At 39.4% G+C, this 17089-nt stretch carries 20 protein-coding genes and 1 pseudogene; 10 read left to right on the top strand and 11 right to left on the bottom strand.

Annotated features, from left to right (window positions below):
- The 5 genes and pseudogenes from IM450_RS22700 to IM450_RS10815 all read right to left on the bottom strand — a co-directional run.
- Window positions 1-142 (bottom strand): annotated as a pseudogene (locus tag IM450_RS22700) (DUF4351 domain-containing protein); the annotation flags it as partial.
- A 190-nt stretch (window positions 143-332) separates the two neighbouring features.
- Window positions 333-1277 (bottom strand): NB-ARC domain-containing protein, encoded by a 945-nt coding sequence (locus tag IM450_RS10830; protein WP_002800468.1) that lies wholly within the window; start codon window positions 1275-1277, stop codon window positions 333-335.
- Between the two features lie 72 nt (window positions 1278-1349).
- Entirely contained in the window at window positions 1350-1616 is a 267-nt protein-coding gene (locus IM450_RS10825; RefSeq protein ID WP_002800469.1) for a type II toxin-antitoxin system RelE family toxin, read from the bottom strand.
- A gap of 3 nt (window positions 1617-1619) precedes the next feature.
- Window positions 1620-1817 (bottom strand): hypothetical protein, encoded by a 198-nt coding sequence (locus IM450_RS10820; protein WP_002800470.1) that lies wholly within the window; start codon window positions 1815-1817, stop codon window positions 1620-1622.
- 156 nt (window positions 1818-1973) lie between these two features.
- Window positions 1974-2474 (bottom strand): hypothetical protein, encoded by a 501-nt coding sequence (locus tag IM450_RS10815; protein ID WP_287668343.1) that lies wholly within the window; start codon window positions 2472-2474, stop codon window positions 1974-1976.
- Window positions 2475-2673: 199 nt separating this feature from the next.
- On the opposite strand from IM450_RS10815, the gene clpS reads away from it, so the two are divergent.
- From clpS to IM450_RS10800, 3 genes are all read left to right on the top strand, one after another.
- The gene (gene clpS, locus IM450_RS10810; protein ID WP_002738526.1) at window positions 2674-2961 is read left to right on the top strand and encodes an ATP-dependent Clp protease adapter ClpS; all 288 of its coding nucleotides are present in this window, start codon (window positions 2674-2676) and stop codon (window positions 2959-2961) included.
- A complete protein-coding gene (locus IM450_RS10805; RefSeq protein ID WP_287668341.1) occupies window positions 2954-3772 on the top strand; it encodes a CPBP family intramembrane glutamic endopeptidase in 819 nt (272 codons plus the stop codon). The genes clpS and IM450_RS10805 overlap by 8 nt, the downstream gene beginning before the upstream one ends.
- A gap of 63 nt (window positions 3773-3835) precedes the next feature.
- Window positions 3836-5353 carry an ammonium transporter gene (locus tag IM450_RS10800; protein ID WP_287668339.1) on the top strand — a complete coding sequence of 506 codons (1518 nt, stop codon included), beginning with the start codon at window positions 3836-3838 and terminating at the stop codon, window positions 5351-5353.
- A gap of 11 nt (window positions 5354-5364) precedes the next feature.
- On the opposite strand, the gene IM450_RS10795 is transcribed toward IM450_RS10800, so the two are convergent.
- The 3 genes from IM450_RS10795 to IM450_RS10785 form a co-directional block, all read right to left on the bottom strand.
- Window positions 5365-7263, bottom strand: a complete 1899-nt coding sequence (locus tag IM450_RS10795) for an Hpt domain-containing protein (RefSeq protein WP_287668336.1) — start codon at window positions 7261-7263, stop codon at window positions 5365-5367.
- A 338-nt stretch (window positions 7264-7601) separates the two neighbouring features.
- A complete protein-coding gene (locus tag IM450_RS10790) occupies window positions 7602-8852 on the bottom strand; it encodes an AAA-like domain-containing protein (RefSeq protein ID WP_287668334.1) in 1251 nt (416 codons plus the stop codon).
- 176 nt (window positions 8853-9028) lie between these two features.
- Window positions 9029-10288: an AAA-like domain-containing protein gene (locus tag IM450_RS10785; protein ID WP_287668331.1), complete on the bottom strand. Its 1260-nt coding sequence runs from the start codon at window positions 10286-10288 to the stop codon at window positions 9029-9031.
- 144 nt (window positions 10289-10432) lie between these two features.
- Here IM450_RS10785 and IM450_RS10780 point away from each other — a divergent pair, with 144 nt between their 5' ends.
- The 7 genes from IM450_RS10780 (at window position 10433) to IM450_RS10750 (ending at window position 14597) form a co-directional block, all read left to right on the top strand.
- Window positions 10433-10741 carry a hypothetical protein gene (locus IM450_RS10780; protein WP_287668328.1) on the top strand — a complete coding sequence of 103 codons (309 nt, stop codon included), beginning with the start codon at window positions 10433-10435 and terminating at the stop codon, window positions 10739-10741.
- Window positions 10728-11609 (top strand): hypothetical protein, encoded by an 882-nt coding sequence (locus tag IM450_RS10775; RefSeq protein ID WP_004163687.1) that lies wholly within the window; start codon window positions 10728-10730, stop codon window positions 11607-11609. The genes IM450_RS10780 and IM450_RS10775 overlap by 14 nt, the downstream gene beginning before the upstream one ends.
- A 403-nt stretch (window positions 11610-12012) precedes the next feature.
- A complete protein-coding gene (locus IM450_RS10770) occupies window positions 12013-12600 on the top strand; it encodes a hypothetical protein (RefSeq protein ID WP_004163689.1) in 588 nt (195 codons plus the stop codon).
- A gap of 229 nt (window positions 12601-12829) precedes the next feature.
- On the top strand, window positions 12830-13030 hold the full coding sequence (locus tag IM450_RS10765) for a hypothetical protein (RefSeq protein ID WP_002758764.1): 201 nt from the start codon (window positions 12830-12832) through the stop codon (window positions 13028-13030).
- Window positions 13031-13369: 339 nt separating this feature from the next.
- Window positions 13370-13588 carry a type II toxin-antitoxin system HicB family antitoxin gene (locus tag IM450_RS10760; protein WP_004163690.1) on the top strand — a complete coding sequence of 73 codons (219 nt, stop codon included), beginning with the start codon at window positions 13370-13372 and terminating at the stop codon, window positions 13586-13588.
- Window positions 13585-13764, top strand: a complete 180-nt coding sequence (locus tag IM450_RS10755) for a type II toxin-antitoxin system HicA family toxin (protein WP_002782277.1) — start codon at window positions 13585-13587, stop codon at window positions 13762-13764. Before IM450_RS10760 ends, IM450_RS10755 begins: the two co-directional genes overlap by 4 nt.
- Before the next feature lie 335 nt (window positions 13765-14099).
- Window positions 14100-14597, top strand: a complete 498-nt coding sequence (locus IM450_RS10750) for an HNH endonuclease (RefSeq protein ID WP_004163691.1) — start codon at window positions 14100-14102, stop codon at window positions 14595-14597.
- Here the strand turns inward: IM450_RS10750 and IM450_RS10745 are convergent.
- The 3 genes from IM450_RS10745 to IM450_RS10735 form a co-directional block, all read right to left on the bottom strand.
- Window positions 14594-14947 carry a hypothetical protein gene (locus tag IM450_RS10745; RefSeq protein ID WP_043997667.1) on the bottom strand — a complete coding sequence of 118 codons (354 nt, stop codon included), beginning with the start codon at window positions 14945-14947 and terminating at the stop codon, window positions 14594-14596. The genes IM450_RS10750 and IM450_RS10745 overlap by 4 nt on opposite strands.
- An 88-nt stretch (window positions 14948-15035) precedes the next feature.
- Window positions 15036-16148 carry a hydrogenase formation protein HypD gene (gene hypD, locus IM450_RS10740; protein ID WP_287668323.1) on the bottom strand — a complete coding sequence of 371 codons (1113 nt, stop codon included), beginning with the start codon at window positions 16146-16148 and terminating at the stop codon, window positions 15036-15038.
- Window positions 16149-16289: 141 nt separating this feature from the next.
- On the bottom strand, window positions 16290-16553 hold the full coding sequence (locus tag IM450_RS10735; RefSeq protein ID WP_287658049.1) for a HypC/HybG/HupF family hydrogenase formation chaperone: 264 nt from the start codon (window positions 16551-16553) through the stop codon (window positions 16290-16292).
- Window positions 16554-17089 lie beyond the last annotated feature (536 nt).

The raw sequence follows: 17089 nt of genomic DNA, 5'->3' as shown, positions 1-17089 counted from the left end.
TTTCAGAGATATTAGGACTAAAATACACATCAATTTCTTTAATTTCTGAGGTGACTTCTTTGCTGACAACTACTGTACCGTAGGGAGAAAGAAGGGTTTCTAAGAAGTCTTTGCTAAATTTATCCCAAATAAAGCGAGTCATTTCAGTTATCAGTTACCAGTTATCAGTTATCAGTGACTACCACCTAAACTCGGTAGTTTGAAAAAGGTTAATTGCCTCAGTTGCTGATTTTGGCCTCCAGATTAATCATCGAGAATTGAGCAAGCGATCGCATTTATGATCTGATTCTAATTTATTGAGGGTCAGTAAGAATAGTGATAATTGACATTTCTTAAGATTTTATCTCCGATAGCAACGTCCAAGCAATAGCCACTGGTGCAAATAAACTCAACAGCATTGCCACTTTTTGAACAGCAGAACTTAAATCATCCCAACTGATTTTAATTGCGGCTGCTACCCCTAAATGTCCATAATCTCTGTGGTTTCTTTTCTGGGTTAAAGCAGTATGAGCTAAATTTAATTTATCGCGTAAATGGCTAAACTTTAAATGACGATTTTTCGCTAAATATTCCCCCACCAACTCCACTGCTAAGGTTAAGCGTCCTAAAATTTTGTGACAAATCTGTTCTACTAAAGCTTTTTCTTTCTCAACTTTAGCAGTACCAACAATTTTGGTTAATAATTCTACACATTTATCCAAGGGTAAAACATCTAAAGCTATAGACTCAAATTCCGTACTAAGACACCTTTCCCTAGTGGTGACTAATATCTTAATCCTAGAATCTTTTGGTAACATTTGATCGGGAATTCGGTCGATATTGGGGACATCATCGAGAATTAATAATAATTTTCCCTGCTGAGGTAGCCAATTTTGCCAATACCAGTCCACTTGTTTTTCTAAAGATTCTTTTTTCAATATTTCTGGTAAAGATAGATAAGGACCGGCTAATTTAACTATTTCTTCTGCTAAACCCGATAGTCGCAAGGATAACCAATATTGTGCCGCGTATTCCTGTTGGTATCGTTTCGCATATTCCAAAGCTAAAGCGGTTTTTCCTATTCCCCCTAACCCTTCTACTGCACAAACAATCACCCCTTGTTCTGTTTGCAATTGCTGATGAATTAAGGTTAACTCATCTTCCCTCCCGACAAAATTAACCGTACTTTTGCCCACATTACTAGGGACAGCTTGACGTTCTTTTGGTTCGGGAATATTCAGATTAAAAGTATTATTTTGATTGTTATCAGTTCCATCTTGCTCAATATTGATTTTCATTTTTAATTCTCTCTAAAAATAATTATCTTTGCTCAAAATAAATCTAATCTAAAAGTAATATTAATGAGGTTTTTAAGGAAAATAACGATACATTTCCTTTCGGTGTAGAAGACGAACCAAGGCGACAGTATCTTGCTCTAAATACAAACCAAGACGATAATCCCCAATCCGAATGCGATAAAATCCTCGATACCCTTGAATCGCTTTGACATTACGCAACTCGGTTAAACTTTTGGCTAATTCTATCTCCTCAATAATTGCCTGAATTTGTCGCTTAATTTTACCATCTTTGAGATTGCGTAGATCTGTCTCAAAGCTTTTACGAAATTCAATATTCATCTCTTATTCTTTTAACAGAGTCAAAATTTCATCACGACTGACATTGTTACTATCTTTTCCCTCTTGAATTGCCCTAGCCATAGCCGTATCTTCCAGCACTTCATAAATTAACTCTTTTAGTAAATCCTTTTCTTGTATTAATAACTCATAGAGTAACTCTTTTAATATTGGTTTTAACGCTTCCGATTGCAATTCTGACATAAATTACCTCTTGTCTTTGATAATAACTATTTTCAATGATAACATTTACTAGGCTTGGTTTTCACAGATTAAAGATGTTGTTCTGTGTATTACCAATTCCCGATTGACTAATATTAATTGTCCGCTCGATACCAGCAAAGCTTTTAGAGGGAATACTTACTTTTTTAGACGATTTTTCACCCCTGCGATCGCACGATTAAATGTGGGAAAATAACGCTTAAAAGTTGACTCAGTATCTAATTCCGCTTCGTAGGTCAGGGAAACAAAAGGGGGTATAGTAGATATGGCCGCTTTTAATTTGGCTGCTGCCGATCGCTCTGGTTGATTGAGTTTAGCCAGAATTTGATTTAATAATTCTAAGATTTGTGCAGAAGCAAGTTCTGGGGGTGGTTCTTTGGTAATTGCCGTCAATTCTGTGACAATTTCTGCTACCATTACCTCGGCATCAGGAAAGGACGCTTCTTGACTGTCGCTGGCGACTAAATCCCATTTTTCTCGTTCAAAATCCCGAATTAGTCGGCGTAAATCTTCGATCTGCTGCTTGATCCTAACTTGTTCTTCCGGTGCGATTGTGACTAAAATGTCTCGCTTTCCCGCTAATTGTTCTTTCAAGCGTTGAATATTTTTATCGAGATTTTGTAATTCGCCAGCAGACATAGAGAAATAAGGTTAAATTACAGGGTTAATTCAATTATGATCTATCCATCTAGAAATGTCATTCCTTTGGCTGTCCCCCACTCCCCAACACCCAACCCCCTCACGGATCACAGAAAAAGCCTAGCTCAATCCGGAAATTTTGATTATGATCATTAGTAATTGACCTGTATTTGTGATATAGATTCAAAGGAGAGACACGGTGTCCACAGAAGTGATCGAAAAGCGTTCCACAGCGACAATCCGTAAACCAGCGCCGCGTTATCGCGTTTTACTCCACAATGACGACTTTAACTCGATGGAGTATGTGGTTCAGAGTTTAATGCAAACGATCGCCGGTATGACGCAACCCCAAGCAGTCGATATCATGATGGAAGCGCACACGAATGGTACAGCCTTGGTGATTACCTGCATCCAAGAACACGCGGAATTTTACTGTGAAACCTTGAAAAATAAAGGTTTAACCAGCAGCATCGAACCCGATGAATAAAAGATTACGGGTAATTGCCACTTACCCAGTCCCCCTGCGACTGGGGGTTTTTATTTTGCTCCTACTTTTTCTCTGGTTGCCGATCGCACTTCCCCTCTATCACTTTTTTGCCACTAATGCCAATCTGGTCTCAATTTTGACCCTTTCTGTTCTCTATCTGGAATTTTTGGGGTTATCCCATTGGTGGGGACGGACAATTTATGGCGATGAGGGATTAGCTGGTTATGGGTTGATTTGGCGAAGAAAAACGCCGATCGAGTTAATTAACGGTTTGGCGATCGGTTTATTTTTCACTTTCTCGCTTTTTCTGTCCCAAGCTTTCCTAGGTTGGTTAAATTTCTTACCGGCAAATCCCCAAATCAGCAAAATCATCCTAGAGGGGTTTTTAGTCGCTTTAGCGGTGGGTTTTGCCGAAGAATTACTATTTCGCGGCTGGTTACTGGGAGAATTAGAAAAGGATTATCGTCCCGCTATCGCTCTGGTGATTAGTGCCTTAATTTTCGCTCTTGCTCACTTTATTAAACCTTTAGCCGAAATTATCCGCACTTTTCCCCAATTTCCTGCCTTAGTCTTGCTAGGATTGGTTCTAGGTTGGGCAAAACGCGCCTGTGGTGGTAGTTTGGGTAAAAGTATCGGTCTGCACGCAGGTTTAGTCTGGGCATACTATATATTAAATGTGGGTCAGTTAATTAAATACACTGGTACTGTTCCCGATTGGTTAACTGGAATCGATAAAAATCCTTTAGCGGGAGTGATGGGTTTACTTTTCCTGACAATTCTCGCTATCTGGACCAGAAAAAAGCAGTTTTGAGTGAACGATAAGCGATTAAATCAATTACTATAAAGGGGAAATTGCCCATCATAGCTATACCCCATGAATCGATTATTATCTTTTCTAGAATATCGCCCGCGTTTGCGTAATATCCTATCTTTTTGTTTCTCTCTCATCGTCATGCTGTTGATCGGTGTAGGCAAAGTCACAGCACAAGATTTAAATAATTCTACTGTGGATTTAGTTGCTAATCTCTGGATGTTAATAGCCGGCTCGTTAGTATTCTTTATGAATGCGGGTTTTGCCCTGCTGGAAACGGGTTTTTGTCGTACTAATAACGCCACTAATGTCTTAGCTAAAAACCTAATTGTCTTCTGTGTTGCTGCCTTAGCTTATTGGATGTTTGGTTTCGGTTTAATGTTTGGTAATACATCCGCACTAAAAAATAGTTTCTCTGGTGGTACAGGATTTTTCTTGGAAATTTTAACCCCCAATAATCAATACAGTCAATTCCAAGAAGTGTGGACAGGTCGTTCAATTGCCACTTTATTTTTCTTTCAATTAACTTTTGCGGGAACTGCGGCGACCATTGTATCGGGAGCAGTGGCAGAAAGGGTTAAATTTTGGGCATTTTTGCTATTTAGTTTCTTTTTAGTCGCTTTTTCTTATTCTCTGACAGGACATTGGATTTGGTCATCGGAAGGATGGTTATATAACTTATTTAAGTTTCGAGATTTTGCCGGTTCAACGGTGGTGCATTCGGTGGGAGGAATGGCCGGATTAGTGGGTGCTTGGTTACTAAAACCGAGAGATGGACGCTTTGGTTATAATCGCAAAACCGATCGTTATGAAGCAAAAGAAAGGGGAAATTTTGCCCCCCATCAGTTAGGTTTTGCCACTCTTGGTTGTTTCATTCTTTGGTTAGGATGGTTTGGTTTTAATGGTGGTTCGGCGGTAAATTTGAATGATGTCCCCATAACAATTACTACCACGATGATTGCCGCTGCCACTGGGGGATTTTTGGCATTAATTTTTAATCCTTTAATTGGCCGTAAAGCCAGTTTATCCACAATTATTAATGGCATTTTAGGAGGATTAGTGGGGATCACGGCATCCTCAGGTTATGTTAATATCAGATCAGCTATTATCATTGGTGGCATTAGTGGCATTATTGTCTTATTAGGAGAAGAATTTTTAATTAAAACTAAAGTAATTGATGATCCAGTGGGAGCAATTCCAGTACATCTTTTTTGTGGTTTTTGGGGAACAATAGCGGTGGGGTTATTTAGTAGCAAAGATGCGGGAGAATTCGCCAATGGATTAACACAGGATAGTCCTATATCTCAAGTCGCTTTTCAATTTTTTGGATGGATTGTAGTCATGGCATTTACTTTTATTTTTAGTTTAATTCTCTGGCTAATTATTGGCAATCTCCTCTATTATATGCAAGTAATTGTTTTACGTCAAAAAAAACCACAGGTTAATTCCTCTCCTGTTAGAAGGAGTCAATCCTTCAATCTTCCTGACCTATTCTCCCTATTTTGGTCACGGGGAAGGGAAGGAATCCGGGTATCATTATCCGAGGAATTAACGGGTAGCGATGGGGTATTTAGTGATTGAAAAATTAATGTTTATTCAATAAGTTTTTGGCAATTTGGATTATCTTGCAAAGCTCGATCGATATCCGATTTCCAAGTTCTGTCATTATACCAACGTTTTGCCCAAGATTGAGCTTCTTTAAAGTTATCAGAAGATGGGGGGATTTTGCACAAAATTTCAAAAGCACCTTCTCTACCCGGCACATTAGCCACAAAATTATTGGCAGCTAGTCCTATTGCTTGCTGAATTAACATTAATTCATTTAATTGAGTCGCACACTTGTCAGAAAACTGATTACCTTGTTTCCTTTCCAATTCTTGCAGTTGTTGAATATTCTTTTCTAAGCTAATCTCAAAATCTCGTTGATCACAAATTTCTGGAGTTGGTGCCATCACATTAGGAGTATTTTCAGGAGTCTTTAATGACCAAAAAGCAAATCCAAGAAAGGCTAATAGTGCCAAGAAAGATAATATTTTAGTTAAATCAGCAGGAGAATTTTCCGCATTAACTAATTTTTCTAATTCTTGTTTGATCCATTGAACATTAAATACCTCTTGATAAATTCGATTAGTAACTTCTAGATAGTCACCATTTTTAATAACTAATTCTGCTTGCTGAAGCTCCAATTTTTCGGGTTTATTATTAGCCAATACTCTCCCCTGCAAAATATCTTGATAGATTTCTAATCTTGACCTAACATTTTTATCAGGAGTTAAGAGACTGTTTTGTATTTTCTGGAGATGGACTGCCGCTTTATTTTGTAACCAATTTTCTACAATATGTTTCTGAATTAATTGTTCAATTCTTGGTTTTTCTTGTCCTTCGCGTAACTCGTTTTTATTGTCGATTAGCAAACGAATAACTATTTCGGTTAACTCCAAGTTACCCCCTGTCCAAGCTAGAGTTTCCTTAATTAAAGTTGCTCGTTGGTTTTCCTCAAATTCGGGGGTTAATTTTTCTTCAGCCATTTGATATGCTTCCCTTTGACTTGCTATCTGTGCTTTTCGATTGACTGGGATTTGACTTAACTCTAAAGAAGGCTTTTCCGACTCATTAATGTCCTGATTTTGACTCGAAGTTAAAGCTTCTTCTAAATCTTGATCGGGAAGAAGTTCCGGGGTACTAGCTACCAATTCCGCTTCTGGGTTAATCAGGATTTGTGGTAATTTGGCGGCGGCTAATAATTGCAATTCTTGACTGACGGTGATTTCTTCCCCGCGACCCCATTCTAATAAATCACTAGCTTGTTTTAATTCCCTAATAATAACTGGAGCGAGAGTACGATAGGAATGTTTGGAGTTAGCCAGTGCCGATTGGGCATTTTTAACTAAATATTGCCATTGTTGCTGTTCTGAAGCCAATTGAGACAGAGATAAAATTAATTCTTGCAATTGCTGACGGGAAGCACTGGTTTCTTGCTGTTTGAACAGTTGTAACATCTGTTTGAGGATATCTCTGACGCTGATGGAGATAGAAGAGACCGCCGCAATAGCTGGGGTAGATTTTCCCTGGCCGAGAAGATAGTTAAGATGGGCCTGTAATTCGACAAAAGTCGGTTCACCGTTTTTAATGATCGCGTCAGCTTCCTCGGCTTGCAAACCTAAGGGACTCTGCAGCTTATCGATCAATATCTGAAGCAGATCATAACTCTTGAGCAACAAAGACTCTAATTTTTGATCCACTTCTAGGGGATTTTCTTTCAATATTGTGAAAGCATCCTCAAGACGGTGAGCAGTTTTTTGGATACTACCATAGCCTAACATGGCCGCCCCTGCCTTGACGGAATGGGCGGCACGAAACATCTCGTTCATCTGTTCAGTGTTGTTCATGAGATGGCCTAAGTCTAAAATCCCCTGTTCTAAAGTTTCCAGGTGTTCTTTTGCTTCTTCGATGAAATAGCCGAGAATTTTCCGATCGTTAGCGGAGTCCAATGTATTATCCCCCTTATCACGATGCTACCTAGTCCTGGATTGGCCTAGTTTTTCATTAAATATATCAGTGACTCTTAAATCATTATAAATACATCAACAACTGCCTGTGAACATCTCCTGGAAAAATTAATGCGCTCCGGGGTTTGGGGGTTATACCCCCCAAAAGCGTGGATTGATTGATAAAACCGAAAGTAACGGCCAATTTTAGCGGAGAGTTTCTCCTTAAAAATTCCAACTTAGTAGATTTATAAAAAGGAGATGCACTCATCACGGTGTCATCAGGTGATGTTAATATCAAATCAGCTATTATCCTCGGTGGCATTAGTGGCATTATTGTCTTATAACTCTAAAAAACGCTTTTCTGACTCATTAATATCTTGATTTTCACTCCAAGTTAAAGCTTCTGCTAAATCTTGATCAAAAAGAATTTTAGTGGCATCTTCCCCTGAATTTAACCAAACTTCGTACTTTTCAATGTATGGAGGGATTTTATTTAATTCCGTTGTCACCCAAGTTTCATTAAAAACATTTCTATAAATCTTATTATAAACTTTTAACTTTTGTCGGTCTTGAACTACCAATCCCGTTAAGCGTAATTCTATTTGATCGGGACTACCATCATCGGTAATTTCACCATTTCTTAAAATTTCTTGGTAAAGCTTCAGCATTCTTCTACCCGTGACACGCTTATTTAATAAACGATTCTGAATAGTTTTTAGGTGTTCTGGACTATCTTGAGATACCCAGTTACTAATTACTTGCGACTGGATAAAATCGCTGACATTAATCGGGGTTGCTGGGGATTCCTTGCCAAATCCAGTGCTAGATGTGGAGATTAAATGACAAATTTTTTGAGTTAAAAACGGTTGTCCACCTGTCCAGTCTATAACCTCCTCTAAAACCCGTTCTGGTGCGATAACTTTGTCCTGCAATCCCTCGGCAAGTTTTCTGGCATCCTTTATAGTAAATCCAGATAATCGAATATCTTGACCAATATTAAAAGGACTACGATAATTATCTAGAATAAAGTTAGAAACTGCTGCTAACCCCAACATACAAAAGGTTAGAGGTTGGTAATCCCTATTATGGGGACGTTTTTCATGACAGCTACGCAGCCAAGCAAAGAAATCATCTGTGGAAAATTTTAAACTCAGAACGCTATCAATTTCATCGAAACAGATAACAATAGGTCGGGATACCTCCTTTAAGAGAATTTCCTCAACAAATTGATCAAGACGATTAATAGCTGATTTATAGGCTCGTTCATCCCACCAAGTTTGCTCTTTTCCCCGAATAGAAAGAGCAAATCGTTTAACCAGTTGCTCAAATAATACTCGATACCAAATATCTTCGGATATGTTTTTTCCTAGACCACTCAAATCAATGATAGCACAGTCAATATTATCCTCTTTCAGTCGTTTTTGTGTCTGTACCCACAAACTTGATTTTCCCATTTGACGGGAATTTAACACATAGCAATACTGTCCATTTTTTAGATAGTTATAAAATATATCATCTGCTTCCCGCTTGATATAACTAGGTGCATTTAGGGGGACGCTGCCTCCAACATAATAAAAATTGGTCGCCATAGGATTAAAATTAGCAATTTGTCTGATTGGTTAAGTTCGATGAATAATTTAATCAAAGGTTATCTGTCCCTAAGCTAGTCCGCATTTAAAGTTCTGGGTTCGATGGGGGAACGGGGAACAGGTGAAAACGAATATTAGATTTAGATGTACAACAGTTTAACTCAATATATTGGATTTTAGGAGGATAGGCGATACCTAAAATAGTTGCTGTATAGTGGATAACGGGGTTGAACAGCATTCTGCACAAAGGTTACTAATCCTAAACTATGAAGTTGCCAATTAATTGTTGCACCTAAATCAACGGGAGAAGAGGACTCTACAACCTTTTTCATTCCTGCTGCTAGGTTTGGATGTTCTTGTAAGTTTAGCAAATGTCCTCGCAAATGATCCCCATAAATTCCCGCTTCCGTGGCTGCTGTCTCTAAAAAATCTGCTAAAGACAGTTGTTTTTGGGTAATCCCATAAATCGCTTTTTGGATTAAATAGGGATGTCCCCCGACAAGATTAATTATTTTTTGCAGTTCATCTTTTCCCAAGTTAGCCTGATATTTATTAGCTAGAGTCAAGACCTGTTCTAGAGTAAAATCAGGTAACAGTATTTCTGTTCCTACAACATTCAAAGGAGATGTATTCAGGTCAACAAGAACATAATTTTCTGTGGAATAGGTGATAATTAAGTGTAACTTTTGCCAAGTATTATTATTTTTTGCCTCCTCGTGCCAAAGACGAAATAAACTAAGGAAATCGTCGGCAACGCTGGTATAGGCAAAGAGACTATCTATCTCCTCTAAAACTAAAATTAGGGGTTTATCCAGCTTTTTGAGCAAATGGTCTTCAAAATAGGCAGTACAGCTATAAAGTCCTAATCCTTCTTGCCATTTTTCCTGAAAGAGAGCTGCTAACCCTAATTTCTTGGAAGTAATCAAAGCAAACCAAGAGAGCAATCGGTCTAAATCGCTGAGAATTCCTTTACTTGCTTGTAAAAAACTGAAACTGACGGTTTTATACTCTCTTTTGTCAACTTGACTCAAAATTCTATCGACTAATAGGGTTTTACCCATCCCCTTGGCTGATTTAATTCGCAATAATGAACCTGCTTGACGCACCGTCTCCAGACAAAGCTGTTCCACTGGAGGACGTTCAACATACTTGGAAAAATCCGCAGCCCAGTTTTCTCCCTCATCCTCAGACGTGGCAGCAGCTGTTTCCTCCAACTCATCCCAGTCAGCGATTTCTCGATAATCAAGGCCTAATTTTTGACAAATTTCAAAAAAATTAAGATTGCTAATCGGTTTACCGTTAAGAAAAAGGCTAATAGTCGCTCTTCCGAATCCTAACACCTCAGCAAGCACCTGTTGACTTGCGTAACCATTGAGTTTAACTGCTTGTTTGACTCTAGGGATATATTCTGATTTTACTTTAAGCGATCGCCCCATAAACTTCCATCAATCGACGCAATCTCTATTTTATCGCAAAAAACTCAGACATATCTCAGTCATTCTCAGTCATGAAATCAGAGAGTCATGACTGAGGATCAAGATGTACTGGTCGAAGTGTATTTATAAACTACACAAAACAGAATGCTTGACATATTTCCTTCTAAGTCCAAAGACAATGACACTTATAAGGGTGATTCTGGGACTTCAGCTAAGTCTGACAATTATTTAACCTCCGAGGAGAAGTCTCTTTTATCTGATTTACTCAAAGTTAATGCTGCCACTGTCTTGAGCTTTGAAATTGAAACAGATAGAATTGGAGAAGCTAACTTACAAGATAAATTAGAAAAACTAGCGGACAAAGGCTATATCAAAGTCAATGAAGAAGAAAGCTACAAAATCTTTACTCCCACTTGGAAAACTCGTTGGCTGAGGGTAAATGGTATTTTGTAGTCAGGTTCTAACGGAATTAGACAAGTTTCCTTTTTTCAGTTCATTCACCCATTACCTATTTTTGGTAGATTCTCAGACAACCGCCGCCACCGATCTTTTTAGCGAAATACGGAAACTTCTGGGAGAAGATCGGTGGCCTTTTGTGGTGACTGCGATAATTATTGGAGTAGCAGTTGAAACTAGAAGTACCTATTTCTCAGCTTTTAGGATTCGTCATTTATTTCCCGATTTAAAAAAGGATTTTTTAAAGACTTTCCGTTTTTTATTAATTGTCAAAATTTTTGTATCAATACTTTTATACCTTTTTATTCAGTTTATATTTTCTCTATTAAGCTTGATCGAGGATAATGTATATGTGGGTTTAATCATTGCTCTGGTCTTTGGTTTTATTATTAGTTCCTTAAACCCTAATTTAGAACAAATCGACCAAGTAATGGGTGGATTTAGCTTATCGACAATTAATCCTGTCTCCAGTCTGATCAAAAAGATATTAGGGTTGTACAAACAATTTAAAGCATCTATTATTGAGCCTTTCCAAAAGAAATTGGGGAACAAGAAAACCAGCCTATATATGTCTATTAAGCATGAATTTAATTGTTTTCAAATAGTTACTCTTCAGGAATACATCCAAGAATTACTCAGTAGATTTACACTGAAAGAAACGCAAGAGAAATATCAAGGAAGATTAAACGCTATCATCGGGGGAAATTTTAGTGACGAGGATAAGAGAGAAAGATTAATATGGTTATTATTTGATATTATGGAGGTTACTTATGAAGAGATCAATAAAATTAGAAATCACCCAGATCAATCAGAAATTTTAATAAGACTGGGAGAAATAGAACAGGGGAATAGTACGATAAATTAAACGTCGGACTGTTAATTAAATACACTTGTACGGTTTCCGATCGATTAACTGGAATCGATAAAAATCCTTGAGGGGGAGTGATGGGTTAACTTTTCCTGACAATTCTCGCCCTCTGGACCAGAAAAAAAGTAACCGATGTAAAACCGAGCAGTTAGACTAAATCCCTTTTTAATAGTGTGATTAACTCTCAAGTTATGAATTGTTTCTCCCCACACCCCACACCCCACACCCCACACCCCACACCCTGCCCCCACCGAAAAGCTTTTTGCTGCAAACCCCAAGTATCAAGGGGTATACTGCCAATATTTCCGATGATTGACAATTTTCTAGCGATCGAGCCTTTCCACTACGGAAATTCGAGTTTATGATAAAAAGAAATCCTCTCTCAGGTAAGAGCGGTAGTATGGCTTACTCGACACAGCAGTTAATTGAAATCCTCGAGCGAGAAATGCACGCCACTTGCAAAGGGGAACGTCTGTTACTCTCCCCGGCGGAGCGCATTGATAATCCGGTGATTGCCAAGGCGATCAATCTAGAAAAGGTGGGCAAAGTCTTCGCCTATCAGGATTTTCGCCGCCAAGTTCACGATTATCAACAAAAATATCAGGTTTCGGGCATTATCTGGCGTGTTTGTCAATGGGGCGATCGCACTCTCCGTTATCCCGAAATTCATAATCAATTAGTTGCCGTGGCGGGTGACAAGGAAATTCTCATGGCTGCCAAAGCCTCGGTTTTAGAGTTTTGGAACAGTATCACCCCTAATATGAATTTTTGGTGGGCGCTTAACTCCCGTCGTCCCATTTCTGCCGATTCTCTAGCCGAATTAGTTGCCCAGTCCGAATGGGCGGAATTAGATGTGGCGCGCACAGAATTATATCTCGGTCTCTGTTGGGGTAATCCTTTAGAACACCAGTATCAATGGGCGCAACCCTTTTCCGGTTGTCATCGCATTATCGCCGCCGTCGATGAACCTAGTTCGATTAAGGTGTGAGGGCGATTGATGTCTTGGGAATTATGAATTATGAATTGGGGGGTGGGGAGAATAAATAAAAGCAATCTCCTGACTTCTGACTGCTGCCGACCGTCTCCTATTGTAAAGTTTTGTTAATTTTTCTGGGATTAGGGCGTTTTGTAAAAATAGATACAGAATTGTATGTTATACATATTAATGGGTGATTAAAAAAGTTCGAAACACTATTTGCAGCTCGGAGGAAATGATTATGTCTACAGAACAACAAGCTCGCGCCTTAATGATGCGTCACCACCACGCCGTCAAAAATCGTCAACAATCGATGTTAGGGAGAAGTGCTTCTGAAATTGGTATTGACAATGACAATGGCTACGGGGAAACCGTTCAACGTCGCTTCTCGGCCGACTTTTCTTCACAAACTTATGATCGCTCTGGTGTTACTCTGAGTTAAGCTCTTAGATTTCGCCAAAGTGTAAGCTTTCAATCTTAGAATTAAGTGAACAATCAGCCCACACAAACCGAGATCGGAATGTGTGGGTTTTCGGTTTTTAGAGATAGGGGTCATTCCTCGGCCGATTACGCGGTTTCATCAGGATTTATACTTAAGTAGCTGGTTATAATTAAATTAAAAATGGATTTTAGGTTCGATCCCCCCTGCCCCCCTTGATAAGGGGGGTGCCGATCCCCCCTTAGTCCCCCCTTTAATCCCCCCTTGATAAGGGGGGCATCTGACAACTTTTAACGCCTACCTACTTATCGAATAATTCATAAATTATCAAAGGAGATTGTCATGAAAGGAGAATTCACCGCCATCATTGAAGCAGCAACAGAAGGGGGATACTGGGCAATTTGTCCTGAAGTACTAGGTGCAAATGGTCAAGGAGAAACCATTGAAGAAGCCAAAGAAAGCTTAAAAAGTGCTATTCAACTAATTTTTGAAGATCGTTTGGCTGATATTCGTCGAGGACTACCGAAAGAGGCGATCGAGGAGACAATTTCCATTCCATGAAACGTCAAGAATTAGAAAAAAAGTTGCGGAAAGCTGGTTGTTATCTTAAGCGAGAGGGTGCTTCTCATTCTCTTTGGATTAACCCTCAAACTGGGGTGATTGAAGCTGTACCACGACATACAGAAATCAAAGAATTTTTAGCACAAAAAATTCTCAGAAACCTGAATGCCCAATAGATAGTGCGATGCCGAAGGCACGGGAGCATCTCACCTTTGCAATGAGCATAAATACTTAGTGGAAAAATAGGCTTTTCGAGGGTAATTCTTGTTTTAATTCTCCATGTACGCAGTCTTTAAAAGCCTCTATTTCGTTCCAAGACACGATTAAGAGTGGCTTTTAGGCTAAGTATAATTACTTATCGCGTAAGTGAGATGCTCCCGAAGGCACGAAGGCAATGCCTTCGGCATCGCACTGAAAAAAGCTCCCCACTTCCCCAACACTGAATAATAGGTTCCAATCTCAGTGATCTGTGCTACCATTCGGGGTAAATTCAAGCGATCTCCAGACACCTATGAGCAAGGTTCTCGTGTTGAATGCCTCCTACGAACCGCTAAATATTACCAGTTGGCGGCGTGCGATCGTTTTATTGTTGAAAGGAAAAGCTGAATCCCTAGAACATAACGGAAAAGTGGTTTGTCGTGACTTACCCCTACCTTCTGTTATCCGTCTTAGGCAATACGTCCGTGTTCCCTACAAGGAAATTCCTTTAACCCGTCGTAATATCCTCGAACGAGATCATCACACTTGTCAATACTGTCTCTACCGAGGTGAACAATTAACCATCGATCATGTGATTCCCCGTTCTCGCGGAGGGGGTGATACCTGGGAGAATTTAGTGGCGGCTTGTGTGCGTTGTAATGTGCATAAGGGCAATCGTACACCAAAAGAGGCCAATATGTCCCTACGCGCCCAGCCGCGTCGTCCCTACAGCAGTCTCCACTTTGAGCTATTAAAGCACACCAGGGAGAATCACAATCAGGAATGGCGTAAATATGTCATCGGCATTTAGGGTGAAAAAGGCATGGTGAAACCAAGACCAAAATTGATTCCCATGCCATTATTATTAGTCTGGGTGCGAGGATTGGCAACTCCCGTGCCTAGATAAACCGCACAACCGCGACAGGGGGTATTGACTCGGTAGCGCACCGCCATGGGATCATTGGGATCAGTGATAGTTACTCCCTGATGGTTTAAATCTTTAATTAGATTGGTAACGGGTTTGAAAAAATCGGCGCTGGGGGGTTGACTTGGTTGCAGTTCTAGGGTTTGTTCTTGGGAAGCAAGAACGATTTCCGAAGCGATAACTAGCAGCAGAGAGGTAGTTAAGCCAAATAAACCCAGATTATTTTTGATCTTCATCTTTTTTATCACCGAGAGATTGTTAATTTCTTCTGGTGAGAATTCTAGCGTTTTCTCACCAGAAAGGAACCTAATCAGTAAAAAAAATTTACTGATTTCTACCATACTTATAATAAGCGGCACAAGCACCTTCACTAGAAACCATACAAGTGCCGATGGGATGTTCGGGAGTACAAGCAGTCCCAAATACTTTACATTCCCAGGGTTTTAAAACACCTTTAAGAATTTCGCCACACTGACAAGCTTTGTGATCTTTAACGCGCTGATTGGGTAAAGTAAATTTCTTCTCCGCATCAAAATTACTGTACTCATCTCGCAGTTTTAAACCTCCTTGAGCAATTTCTCCTAAACCTCGCCATTCAAACTGATCCCGCAGTTCAAAAACTTGGTCGATTGCCGATAAAGCGACTCTATTTCCTTGATTTTGTACCACTCGATCATACTGATTTTCGATCTCACATCTCTGCTCATCTAATTGTTTTAATACCATCCAAATTGATTGGAGAATATCCAAAGGTTCAAACCCAGAAACTACCACAGGTTTATGATATTCTTGGGCAATAACTTGATAGGGTTCTGTGCCAATTACCATGCTAACATGACCGGGACCAACAAAACCGTCTAACTGTAGATCTGGGTTATCTAACAAAGCTTTCAGAGCGGGAATAATCACCACATGATTAGAAAATAAACTAAAATTAGTGATGCCATCTCTTTGGGCTTCTAAAACAGTTAAAGCTGTGCTAGGAACGGTTGTTTCAAAACCTAATGCTAGAAATATTACTTCTTTATCGAGATTTTCTCTGGCAATTTTTAAGGCATCGCGAGGAGAATAAACCATGCGAATATCATCACCTTTTGCTCGTGCTTGCAGCAGACTCAAATGGGAACCGGGGACACGCATAGTATCGCCAAAAGTTGTCAGAATTACGCTCGGTTGTTGTGCGAGAAAAATGGCATCATCTAAACGACCTCGCGGCATCACACAAACGGGACATCCAGGACCGTGAATTAATTCGATAGTTTCGGGAAGTATTGCCTCGATACCGTATCTAAAAATTGAGTGGGTATGACCTCCACAAACCTCCATAATTTTAGTAACTTTTTCCCGCTTTTCAGAGATTCTTATCGATAATTGTTCAATTTGTTGAATTAATCCTGCCGCTTTAACTGGATCACGAAATTCATCAACGTATTTCATAACAAGCTTTCTCTCTATAAGTGGTTGGACAAAAGTAAAGTTAATTGTGGAGCCGGTCGTCGGTTGTCAGTAATAATTGCCGTAATTTACATTTCTTAAGATAGACAACAGAATTAATTTATGGGTGACTACTTAAGAACATTAATTATGATTAAATTCTTCCTCTAATTCCGATAATTGTGTTAATAAATTTAGGGTTTCTTGAGCCTCATCTTCATCAATTCGATTCATTGCAAAACCCACATGAACTAATACCCAATCCCCTACACAAGTATTAGCAGGATGGTCTTCATCAACAATGCAAGTGATATTTACTTCTCTTTTTACACCCCCCACATCGACGAGAGCGAGATGATGGTTTTCATCAATAATTGCTGTAATTTGTCCTGGTATGCCTAAACACATAGTTTTTACCTTGAAAAATCTAGTTTTTGTTAATTATGGGCTGATTTTTTGGGTAGAGATTGCGGTAATATCAACTGAGAATCAGGTCATACTTCATCCCTCTAAGAAAGGCTATACAGTCAAAGGTTATCCTTTTTACTTTTTCCTTTCCTCTTTCCCCTTTTTACTCGGTCTTACCTGCCATTCTGGACTATTGCCCTCAAGAACAGCTTTTTTTCCCGTATCTTTTTTAAGATTTCCCCTGTCCCGGACCGTGGACAATATCCCAGCAAGGGTAAAACTTTTGTATTAGGGACTACATCGCTTTACTAAATTGTCCGTCAAAAGTTGATAGAGGAGCCTAGTCTCATAAAATAGCAAGCGACACAGCCCATCCTTACCCAATGCCTTAAAACTTGTTGACACTCCCCGCTCTAAAGAGACGGGGATTCTTGGTTCACAGAGATTACTTGCTTAGACAGAATTGCTTCTGAAAAAGTAGAGGTATTCTCTCCCCAAGCGTTTATTGGATCGAGCCCAAAGGTTCCGGTATGCCC

Source organism: Microcystis sp. M083S1, from assembly GCF_020246405.1.
GTDB classification, from domain to species: Bacteria; Cyanobacteriota; Cyanobacteriia; order Cyanobacteriales; family Microcystaceae; genus Microcystis; species Microcystis aeruginosa_C.
This window is presented reverse-complemented; position numbering and strand designations above follow the sequence as displayed.